Raw genomic sequence first — 10,714 nt, 5'->3', positions numbered from 1 at the left:
ACGGCGGCCATGTCCGCCTCCCGCCCGACGAAGCTGGTCAGCCGCGCCCGGCAATCTGCGCGCCCGGCTGACCAGCTTCGTCGGGCGGGAGGCGGACATGGCCGCCGTCCTGGCCGACCTGGCACGGGCCAAGCTGGTGACGCTGCTCGGACCGGGCGGGTCGGGCAAGACCCGGCTGTCCCAGGAGGCGGCCGAGCGGGGCGCCGCCGGCTGGCCGGACGGGGTGTGGCTGGCCGAGCTGGCCCCGGTGGACGACCCCGACGCCGTACCGGACGCCGTGGTCACCGCGCTGGGCGCCCGGGAGACCAAGCTGCTCGGCGCGGGCGCGGAGGAACTGCGGGCCGCCGAGCGGCGCGGCACCCGCACCGACGAGGCCCTCGCCAAGCTGGTCGAGCACTGCGCCGGCCGCCGCATGCTGCTCCTGCTGGACAACTGCGAGCACGTGGTGGACGCCGCCGCCGTGCTGGTCGAGAGGCTGCTCGCCGCCTGCCCCGGGCTCACCGTCCTCGCCACCAGCCGCGAGCCGCTGGGCGTGCCCGGCGAGCAGGTCCGCCCGGTCGACCCGCTGCCCGGCCCCACCGCCCTGGAACTGCTCGGCGACCGGGGCGCGGCCGCCCGGCCCGGCTTCCGCACCGCCGACGACCCGGAGGCGTGCGCCGAGATCTGCCGCAAACTGGACGGGCTGCCGCTCGCCATCGAACTGGCCGCCGCCCGGCTGCGCGCCTTCAGCCCGGCCCAGATCGCCGCCAAGCTGGACGACCGCTTCCGGCTGCTCACCGGCGGCAGCCGCACCCTGCTGCCCCGCCAGCAGACCCTGCGCGCGGTCGTCGACTGGTCCTGGGACCTGCTGGACGCCGCCGAACGCACCGTGCTGCGCCGCCTGTCGGTGTTCGCCGGAGGCAGCGACCTGGAGGCCGCGGAGGCGGTCTGCGCCCCCTCCGACGCGTCCGAGGCGTTCGACACCGTCGGCGTGCTCGGCTCGCTGGTCGACAAGTCGCTGGTGCTCGCCGTGCCCTCGGCGGACGGGCGGATGCGCTACCGGCTGCTGGAGACCGTCGCCGAGTACGGCGCCGAGCGCCTGACCGAGGCCGGCGACCGGACCGCCACCGAGCGGCGCCATCTGACGTACTACCGGGAGCTGGCCCGCACCACCGACCCCTGGCTGCACGGACCGCGCCAGCGCGCCGGCCTGGACCGCTTCCAGGAGGAGTACGAGAACCTGCGCGGCGCGCTGCGCCGGGCCGTCGCCGCGCGCGACGAGCAGGAGGCGCTCTGCCTGGTGCACAGCCTGGGCCGCTACTGGCAGATGCGCGACCTGCGCTCCGACGCCCTGCACTGGTGCGCCGCCACCGCCGCGCTCGGCCCGGACCCGTTCGCCCAGCCGGTGCGCCCCGCACCGCCGCTGTACGCCTCCTGCACCGACGCCCCGCCCCCGATGGACGGGGAGCTGCTGGCGGAGGCGCGCCGCGGCAACGCGCTGATGACGCTGGCCTTCACCGACCACTTCGCGACCCACTGGACCAGCCTGGAGGAGCGGGACCGGATGCTCGCGATCCGGGCCGCCTACCGCCCCGGGCTGCCGCAGACCTGCCGGATGCCGGGCAGCCTGTGGCTGTTCGCGCTGCTGGTCCTCGGCGACCCGGAGGCCCTGGACGAGATGCTGGACGCCACGGTGGCCGGCTGCCGCGAGCTGGGCTACGACTGGGACCTCGCCAACATCACCGGCATCCGGGCGAATCTGCGCGCCAACCGCGCCGAGAGCGCCCTGGACGCGGTCCGGGACGCCGAGGCGAGCCTGGCGGGCTTCGAGCGGGTGGGCGACTCCTGGGGCGTCGCCGAGGCGCTGTCGGCCCGCGGCGAGGCCCGCGAGATGCTCGGCGACCACGAGGGCGCCGGCCGGGACTACGCCGCCGCGCTCGAACACGCCGAACGGCTCGGCGCCCGGGGCCAGCGGGCGCTGCTGCGCGTCCGGTACGGGCAGACGCTGCTCCAGCGGGGCCTGGGCGACGAGGGCGAGGCCGTCCTGCGCGAGGTGCTGGCCGCCGGCCGGGCGGAGGGGAACGAGGCGATCGCGGCGGCCCGGGTCTTTCTGGGCCTGTGGCTGGGCCGGTCCGGCCGCACCGCGGAGGCCCGGGCCGAGCTGAACGCGGTCGAGCGGGAGTTCTCCACGGAGTCGATAGCCCTGTTCATGGGCTTCGTGCTGGGCGTGCGGGCGTGGCTGGACAACCTGGACGGGCGGTACGCCGAGGCACTGGCCCGGGTGGCGTGCGCCTTGGAGGGGGCGCTGGAGCCGCTGGCGCTGTACATGTCCCCGAACATGCCGTCGCAGCACCTGATCACCGCGGCCCGGGCGGCCACCGGTCTCGGCGGGCCGCACGCCCGCACCGCCGCCGTGCTGCTGGGCGCGGCCGAGGCGCTGTGGCCGCCGGAGTACCTGGGCACCCCGCTGGAGCGGGAGATCCGGGCGGAGGCGCTGGCGGCGGCCCGCGCGGCGCTCGCCCCCGAGGTCTTCGCCGCCGCCTACGCCGAGGGGGGCCGGCTCACCGCGGAGCAGGCCGCCGCCCTCGTCCCCGCACCCCCTGCCGTACCGGAGTCCGTCACGTCTTCCTGCGGAACCGCGCGACCGCCAGCGGGGCCGCGACCAGCGTGATCCCGGCCGTCCAGGCCAGCGTCATCCACACCGGCTGGGCGACCGGCCCGCCGCCCATCAGCCCGCGGACCGCGTCGGCCAGGTTGGACAGCGGGTTGTAGTCGGTGAACGCCTGGAGCCAGCCGGGCATGGTGCTCGGAGGGGCGAAGATCGACGACCCGAATTGCAGCGGCATCAGCACCAGCATGGCCATTCCCTGCACCGCCTGGGCGGTCGGCAGGGCCAGCCCCAGCAGCATGAACACCCACATCAGCGCGGAGCCGAAGACCGCGGAGAGCGCGACCGCCGCCAGCAGCCCGCCCGCGGAGGTCTGCACCTCCAGGCCGAGCAGGAAGCCCATGCCCAGCAGGATGGCGACGGCCACCAGCATCCGGCCCAGCTCGACGATGATCTTGGCGATCAGCACCGAGGAGCGGGCGATCGGCATGGTCCGGAACCGGTCCATCACGCCCTTGCGGAAGTCGTCGTTGATGCCGGTGCCGATGCCCATGGCGACGTTCATGCCCATCATGGCCATCAGTCCGGGCACCAGGTAGTTGACGTAGTCCTGCTGGTTGCCCCGGCCGGCGATCGCGCCGCCGAAGACGTACACGAACAGCAGCACGAACACGATCGGCATCAGCAGGACGTCGAACATCGACTCCGGGTCCTGCTTGATCTGTAGGGCGTTGCGGCGCGCCAGCGCGCCGATGTGCCGCAGGTGGGAGCGCAGCGCGATCCCCGGCTCGGCGCCCTGCGCTTCGGGGGTGCGGGACAGGGTGCTCATACGGCGACCTTCTCGGGGACGGGGGCGGACTGCCCGGGGGTGTCGGCCTTGTGGCCGGTGACGGCGAGGAACACCTCGTCCAGGGTGGGCAGCCGGGTCGCCAGATGGGCGACGGCGAAGCCCCGCGCGGCCAGCAGCCCGACGATCGCGGTGAGCTGCTCGTCGCTGAGGATCGGCACGTAGAGCTGGCGCTCGTCGGGGACGACGGTGGCCCCGGCCGGTCCGGCGAGCCCGCTCTCGTCCAGCGCCCGTGCCATCGCGGGCAGTTCGGCCGGGTCCACCGGGCGGATCTGTAGCGACCGCCCGCCGACCCGCGCCTTCAGCTCGTCCACCCTGCCCCGCGCGATGACCCGGCCCCGGTCCACCACGGTCAGCTCGGACGCCAACTGCTCGGCCTCCTCCATGTACTGGGTGGTGAGCAGCACGGTCGCCCCCTCGGCGACCATGGAACGCACCTCGTCCCAGACCTCGTTGCGGGTACGGGGGTCCAGGCCGGTCGTCGGCTCGTCCAGGTAGAGCACCGCCGGCCGGCCGATCATCGAGGCGGCCAGGTCCAGGCGGCGGCGCATGCCGCCGGAGTACCCGCCGGCCACCCTGCGCCCGGCCTCGGTCAGCGAGAAGCGCTCCAGCAGCTCGTCCGCCCGGCGGCGGGCGTCCCGGCGGGAGAGGTCGAGCAGCCGCCCGATCAGGTAGAGGTTCTCCCAGCCGGACAGCTTCTCGTCCACCGAGGCGTACTGCCCGGTGAGCCCGATGGCCCGGCGCAGCTCGCGCGGCTGGCGAACCACGTCGTACCCGGCGACGGTGGCGGTCCCGGCGTCCGGGACGAGCAGCGTGGACAGGCAGCGCACCAGGGTGGTCTTGCCGGCGCCGTTGGGCCCCAGCACCCCGAGGACGGTGCCCTCCCGGACGTCGAGGTCCACCCCGTCCAGGGCCCGGGTCGCGCCGTACGTCTTGACGAGGCCCCGGACCTCGACGGCGTTGGTGTCGGATCGTGTCATGCCCCCATGGCACCCCCCGCCGCCGACACATCGCCGACATCCGGCCGACAGCCCCCGCCCGTCCCCGGCAGCCCGCCGACAGACGCTTCCGGCGCCCCGGGGGAGGGAACCGAGCCGTGGGAAAGGGGCGCGACGGCCCGCCGATGGGGGATGTCGGCGGACCGTCGCGGTGGTGCCGCAGTGGCCTGGTGTGTGAGCCCGGGGCTCAGTGGAAGGTGTGCTGCTCCTGCGGGAACGTTCCGCCGGCCACCTCGCCGCCGAAGGCGCGGGCCGCGTCGCCGAGGGTGGCGCGCAGGTCGGCGTACTGCTTGGTGAAGCGCGGCACCTTGCCGCCGGTGAGGCCGGCCATGTCGGTCCACACCAGCACCTGGGCGTCGGTGTCCGGCCCCGCGCCGATGCCGATGGTGGGGATGTGCAGCGAGCGGGTGACCTCGGCGGCCAGCTCGGCCGGCACCAGCTCCAGCACCACGGCGAACGCGCCCGCGTCCTGCGCGGCCTTCGCGTCCTGGATGAGCCGGTGCGCGGCCTCGTCGCCCCGGCCCTGCACCCGGTAGCCCAGGGTGTTGACGGACTGCGGGGTCAGACCGAGATGGGACATCACCGGGATGCCGGCCTGCACCAGCAGCTCGGTGGCGGCCAGCGAGCGCTGCCCGCCCTCCAGCTTGACCGCGCCCACCCCGGACTCCTTGACCAGCCTGGTCGCCGAGCGCAGCGCCTGCACCGGGCCCTCCTGGTAGGAGCCGAACGGCAGGTCGCCGACGACCATGGCCCGCTTGCTGCCGCGTACCACGGCGGCGGACAGGATGGCGACCTCGTCGAGGGTGACCGGCACGGTGGACTCGTAGCCGAGGTGGCAGTTGCCCATGGAGTCGCCGACGAGCAGCACCGGGATGCCGGCCTCGTCGAAGACGGACGCGGTCATCGCGTCGTACGCGGTGAGCATGGGCCACTTCTCGCCGCGCTCCTTGGCGGCGGCGATGTCGTGGACGGTGATGCGGCGGGTTCCGCTGCCGCCGTACAGCGCCTTCGCGCCGCCGGCGGGCTGCGCGGAGGCAGCCTGAAGCGTCATGGTGGAACGGCTCCTTCGTCATCTCGAGGCGCCCTGACGGCGTCCCCGGATCACGTCCATGGTGGCACCGAGGGCGGCACGGGGGAAGTGGACGCGGTCGGGTGCGCCTCGTGTCACAGCGGAGCGCATCCGGTCGGCTGCCCGTCTGTGCGGGTTGTGTCACAGCGGGCGGCCGGGCCGTGCCCGCGAGGAACCCGCCGGGCCCGCCCGCACGTCCTCGTGACCGTGCGGCGCTCCCGCATCTCCTAGGGTCGTCGAGATCGCCTAGGGTCGGGGGCGGCGTGCACGGCACGGCAGGGCAGGCAAGGCAGTGAGGACGGCGGTATGGCGCGGGTGGACGTGGCGGAGACGGGTAACGGCGGTGCACAGGCCGGGCGCCCCGAGTCCCGGTTCCGGGCGGTGGTCGACCGCTGGCGCGGCGATCCCGGCGTCTGGCGACGGGGCAGGCTGCTGGCGGTGTGCGCGGTGCTGACCGCGCTGCTGATGATCTTCCACGCCCAGGTGCCCAACCGGATCGGCAACCTCGGCAGCCTCTTCGAGACGTTCCTGCCCTGGCTCGGCGTGCCGGTGGTGCTGATCGCGCTGGCCGCGCTGTGGCGCCGCTCGGCGACCGCCCTGGTCGCGGTGGTGCTGCCGGCCGTGGTGTGGGCCAACCTGTTCGCCGGGCTGATGACCGACAAGTCGGGGACGGACGGCGATCTGACGGTCCTCACTCACAACGTGAACGCCGACAACCCCGACCCGCGCGGCACCGCCCGCGAGGTCGCCGGGGCCGGCGCGGACGTGCTGGCGCTGGAGGAGCTGAAGCCGGGCATGGTCCCGGTGTACGAGGAGGCGCTGGCGGCGGAGTACCCGCACCACTCGGTGCAGGGCACCGTCGGGCTGTGGAGCAAGTACCCGATCCGGGGCGCCGGGCCGGTGGACCTGCGGCTGGGCTGGACGCGCGCGATGCGCGCCACCGTGGCCGCGCCGGCCGGGGACGTGGCGGTGTACGTGGCGCACCTGCCGTCGGTGCGGGTGAAGCTGAACGCCGGCTTCACCGCCTCCCAGCGGGACCGCAGCGCCGACGCGCTGGGCGAGGCGATCGCGGGCGAGCGGCTGGGACGGGTGGTGCTGCTGGGCGACCTGAACGGCACCATGAACGACCGCTCGCTGAAGGCGGTGACCTCGCAGATGCGCTCCACCCAGGGCGCGGCGGGCGACGGGATGGGCTTCAGCTGGCCGGCCGGCTTCCCGCTGGCGCGGATCGACCAGATCATGGTGAAGGGCGTGGAGCCGACGGCGTCCTGGACGCTGGCCCAGACCTCCAGCGACCACCTGCCGCTGGCCGCCCGCATCCGCCTCTGACCTCCGGGGAGGGGGAAGGGGGCCGGGTGCCGCTGGGGCGGCGGCGTGAGGTGTCACACACCCACCATTCGGCGTTCACCTGCGGGAACATTCCGTGCGGGAGCCTTTGTTCCGAGAGGGAACTTATGGCGGATCGCAGGAGGGTACTCCTACGATCCCGCCCTCTCGCCGTCGCACCGGAAAGGCCCGCTCCTTCATGCCCCTGGCCCTGCTAGCCCTGGCCGTATCGGCCTTCGGCATCGGCACGACCGAGTTCGTCATGATGGGCCTGCTGCCCAACGTCGCGGACGACCTGCACACCTCCGTCCCCACCGCCGGGTACCTGGTATCGGCGTACGCCATCGGCGTCGTCATCGGCGCCCCGCTGCTCACCGCCGTCGGCTCGCGCATCCCGCGCAAGCGGATGCTCCTGCTGCTGATGGCCCTCTTCACCGTCGGCAACCTCGCCTCCGCGCTCGCCCCCGGCTTCGGCACGCTGATCGGCGCCCGGGTGCTCGCCGGCCTGCCGCACGGCGCCTTCTTCGGCGTCGGCGCGGTGGTCGCCGCCAGGCTGGTCCGGGAAGGCCGCCAGGCCCGCGCGGTGGCCACCATGTTCCTCGGGCTGACCGTCGCCAACATCGTCGGCGTCCCGGCCGCCACCCTGCTCGGCCAGCACCTCGGCTGGCGCGCCACCTTCCTGGTGGTCGCCGCGATCGGCCTGGTCGCCATGGCCGCGCTCGCCAGGCTCGTCCCGGTCATCCCGGTCGACGGCCACCAGGGCCTCGGCCGCGAGCTGCGCGCCCTGGGCCACCGCCAGGTCGTGCTCGGCCTGCTGACCGCCGTCTTCGGCTTCGCCGGCGTCTTCGCGGTCTACTCCTACCTGGCGTCGATGACCACCCAGGTGATGGGCTTCGGCGAGTCCTCCGTCACCCTGGTGCTCGCCCTCTTCGGCATCGGCATGACGCTCGGCGCGCTGGCCGCCGGGCCGCTCACCGACCGGGCGCTGCGGCCCACCCTGTACGGCTCGCTGGCCGCGCTCGCCGTCGTCCTGGTCGGTTTCCGCTTCGCGCTCACCGTCCCGGCCCTCGCGCTGGCGGCCGTGGTCGTGCTGGGCGCGGTCGGCTTCATGACCACCACCCCGCTACAGATGCTGGTGATGGACAAGGCCCGCTCCGCGCCGACGCTGGCCTCCGCGTCCAACCACTCGGCGTTCAACCTGGCCAACGCGGGCGGCGCCTGGGTCGGGGGCGCGGCCGTCGCGGCCGGCTGGGGCTGGTCGTCGCCGGCCCTGGTCGGCGCGGCGCTGGCCGTCGTCGGCCTGGCCGTCGCGGTCACCGCCGGACTGCTGGACCGCCGGGGGTCGCGCGACGCGGCGGGCGCGGCCGGTACGGCGACGGGGGCCTCCCGCGTCGTCGCGGGCAGCCCCCGCACCCGGGACCAGCAGCCGGAGACCGCCACCCGCCGGTAGCCCGCCGAGGGCCGGCCAGGGGTCCGCGGCGCGCGAGAGGCCGGCCACGGGCTGCCGTGGCCGGCCTCCCGCCCGCGGTCGTCAGTTGACGTTCTCGCGCCACCGGTTGGTGATCGGCAGCCGCCGGTCCTTACCGAAGCCCTTGGCGGAGATCTTGGTGCCCGGCGGGTACTGCCGCCGCTTGTACTCGGCCACGTCCACCAGCCGCAGCGTCCGCGCGACGGTCTCCTCGTCGAAGCCGGCCGCCACGATGGCGTCCTTGCCCTGGTCGCGGTCGACGTACAGCTCCAGGATCCGGTCCAGCACGTCGTAGTCCGGCAGCGAGTCGGTGTCCACCTGGCCGGGGCGCAGCTCGGCGCTGGGCGGCTTGGTGATCGACGCCTCCGGGATGGGAGGGACCTGCCCCCGCTCCTCGGCCGCCCGGTTGCGCCACCGCGCCAGCCGGAACACCGACGTCTTGTAGACGTCCTTGATCGGCCCGTACGCGCCCACCGAGTCGCCGTACAGCGTCGAGTAGCCCACCGCCAGCTCCGACTTGTTGCCCGGCGCCAGCACGATGTGGCCCTCCTGGTTGGAGAGCGCCATCAGCAGGGTGCCGCGCAGCCGCGACTGGAGGTTCTCCTCCGCCAGCCCGGTCAGCTCCACCGACTCCATGTAGGCGTCGAACATCGGCGCGATCGGCACCGTGCGGAAGTTCAGCCCGGTCCGCCGGGCCAGCTCGGCCGCGTCGCTCTTGGAGTGCTCCGAGCTGTACTTCGAGGGCATGGACACGCCGTAGACGTTCTTCGCCCCCAGCGCGTCGCAGGCGAGGGCGGCCACCAGCGCCGAGTCGATGCCGCCGGACAGCCCGATCAGCACCGAGCGGAAACCGTTCTTCGCGGCGTACGCCCGCAGGCCGACGACCAGGGCCGAGTAGACCTCCTCGTCGTCCTCCAGCCGGTCCGCGTACCCGCCGGTCAGCTCCGGCTCGTACGCCGGCAGCGGCTCCTCGGACAGCACCACCCGGTCCACCCGCAGCCCGTCGTCCACCGTCCCGGTCACCGGCTCGGCGGCCGCCGCCGGCAGCTCCAGGTCCAGGATCACGCTGCCCTCGGAGAACTGCGGCGCCCGGGCGATGACCTCGCCGCGCTCGTCCACCACGATCGAGTCGCCGTCGAAGACCAGCTCGTCCTGGCCGCCCATCATCGCCAGGTACGCGGTGGTGCAGCCGGCCTCCTGGGCGCGCTTGCGCACCAGCTCCAGCCGGGTGTCGTCCTTGTCCTGCTCGTACGGGGAGGCGTTGACCGACAGCAGCAGCCCGGCGCCCGCCGACCGGACGGCCGGCACCCGCCCGCCCTCCTGCCACAGGTCCTCGCAGATCGCGAGCGCCACGTCGATCCCGTGCACCCGCAGCACCGGCAGGGTGTCGCCCGGCACGAAGTAGCGGAACTCGTCGAAGACGCCGTAGTTCGGCAGGTGGTGCTTGGCGAACGACAGCACCACCTCGCCGCCGTGCAGCACCGCGGCCGCGTTGCGGGGCGCGCCGGCCGGCTGCCCGTAACGCGGCGCGCCCTTCTCGGAGCGGTCCAGGTAGCCGACGACGACCGGCAGCTCCCCGAACCCCTCGTCGGCCAGCCGCCGCGCGAGCGACCGCAGGGTTTCCCTGGACGCCTCCACGAAGGACGAGCGCAGCGCCAGGTCCTCCACGGGATAGCCGGTCAGCACCATCTCGGGGAACGCCACCAGGTGCGCGCCCTGTCCGGCGGCGTGCCGGGTCCAGTGCACGACGGCCTCGGCGTTCCCGGCGAGGTCGCCGACGGTCGAGTCGATCTGATTCAGAGCGAGACGTAGTTGAGGCACGCCGCCCAGTGTAATCGTCAGACCGACGCGATGCCCGGAGGGGGACCCGGGGCGCGATGCCCGAGCGGGCACGTGACGCTCGGAGGGTCCCCGACGCCGGAGGGGGACTCAGCCCTCCGCGTACACCCGCTCCGCCCAGCCCGCGATCTGCGCGTCGGAGAGGTGGCGGGCGATGTCCGCCTCGCTGATCATCCCGACCAGCCGCTTGTCCTCGATCACCGGCAGCCGGCGGATGCGGTGCTCCTTCATCATCCGCAGCACCTCCTCGACGTCCGCGTCCGCGGCGATCCAGCGCGGGGTGCCCTTGGCGAGGTCGCCCGCGGTGATCCGGGACGGGTCGTGTCCGGCGGCCACGCAGCCGACCACGATGTCCCGGTCGGTGAGGATGCCGCAGAGCCGCTCGTTCCCGTCGGCGACCGGCAGCGCGCCGACGTTCATCTCGCGCATCATCTGCGCCGCCCGGTCGAGGGTCTCGTGCTCGGGGAGCCACCGGGCGCCCGGGTGCATGATGTCCTTCGCAGTGGTCATGGGTGTCGCACACCTCCGTGAAGCGGCCGTACGGCGCCGTGCGCGCGGCATGCGCCGCAGGCGCCGTACG

At 74.3% G+C, this 10,714-nt stretch carries 8 protein-coding genes; 3 read left to right on the top strand and 5 right to left on the bottom strand.

The window, feature by feature from the left end; all coding sequences use genetic code 11:
* A partial coding sequence (locus C6N75_RS22985) for an ATP-binding protein (protein WP_181160584.1) occupies positions 1-2,650 on the top strand: 2,650 nt, incomplete at its 5' end.
* Here C6N75_RS22985 and C6N75_RS22980 read toward each other — a convergent pair.
* The 3 genes from C6N75_RS22980 to panB all read right to left on the bottom strand — a co-directional run bounded on the left by C6N75_RS22980 (position 2,598) and on the right by panB (position 5,483).
* The gene (locus C6N75_RS22980; RefSeq protein ID WP_105870799.1) at positions 2,598-3,416 is read right to left on the bottom strand and encodes an ABC transporter permease; all 819 of its coding nucleotides are present in this window, start codon (positions 3,414-3,416) and stop codon (positions 2,598-2,600) included. The genes C6N75_RS22985 and C6N75_RS22980 overlap by 53 nt on opposite strands.
* Positions 3,413-4,414: an ATP-binding cassette domain-containing protein gene (locus C6N75_RS22975; RefSeq protein ID WP_105870798.1), complete on the bottom strand. Its 1,002-nt coding sequence runs from the start codon at positions 4,412-4,414 to the stop codon at positions 3,413-3,415. The genes C6N75_RS22980 and C6N75_RS22975 overlap by 4 nt, the downstream gene beginning before the upstream one ends.
* Positions 4,415-4,619: 205 nt before the next feature.
* Positions 4,620-5,483 (bottom strand): 3-methyl-2-oxobutanoate hydroxymethyltransferase, encoded by an 864-nt coding sequence (gene panB / locus C6N75_RS22970; protein ID WP_105870797.1) that lies wholly within the window; start codon positions 5,481-5,483, stop codon positions 4,620-4,622.
* A 399-nt stretch (positions 5,484-5,882) separates the two neighbouring features.
* Between panB and C6N75_RS22965 the strand changes: the two genes are divergently transcribed.
* Positions 5,883-6,830, top strand: coding sequence for an endonuclease/exonuclease/phosphatase family protein (locus C6N75_RS22965; RefSeq protein WP_407703261.1), 948 nt, complete (start codon positions 5,883-5,885; stop codon positions 6,828-6,830).
* A gap of 196 nt (positions 6,831-7,026) precedes the next feature.
* A complete protein-coding gene (locus C6N75_RS22960; RefSeq protein WP_105870795.1) occupies positions 7,027-8,277 on the top strand; it encodes an MFS transporter in 1,251 nt (416 codons plus the stop codon).
* 81 nt (positions 8,278-8,358) lie between these two features.
* On the opposite strand, the gene C6N75_RS22955 is transcribed toward C6N75_RS22960, so the two are convergent.
* A complete protein-coding gene (locus C6N75_RS22955) occupies positions 8,359-10,116 on the bottom strand; it encodes an NAD+ synthase (RefSeq protein WP_181160583.1) in 1,758 nt (585 codons plus the stop codon).
* A gap of 108 nt (positions 10,117-10,224) precedes the next feature.
* Positions 10,225-10,644: a CBS domain-containing protein gene (locus tag C6N75_RS22950; protein WP_105870794.1), complete on the bottom strand. Its 420-nt coding sequence runs from the start codon at positions 10,642-10,644 to the stop codon at positions 10,225-10,227.
* Between the last annotated feature and the right edge of the window lie 70 nt (positions 10,645-10,714).

This window comes from Streptomyces solincola (assembly GCF_002982015.1).
Classification (GTDB): domain Bacteria; phylum Actinomycetota; class Actinomycetes; order Streptomycetales; family Streptomycetaceae; genus Streptomyces; species Streptomyces solincola.
Note: the sequence above shows the minus strand (reverse complement) of the source record. Positions and strands in the feature narration are given on the sequence as shown.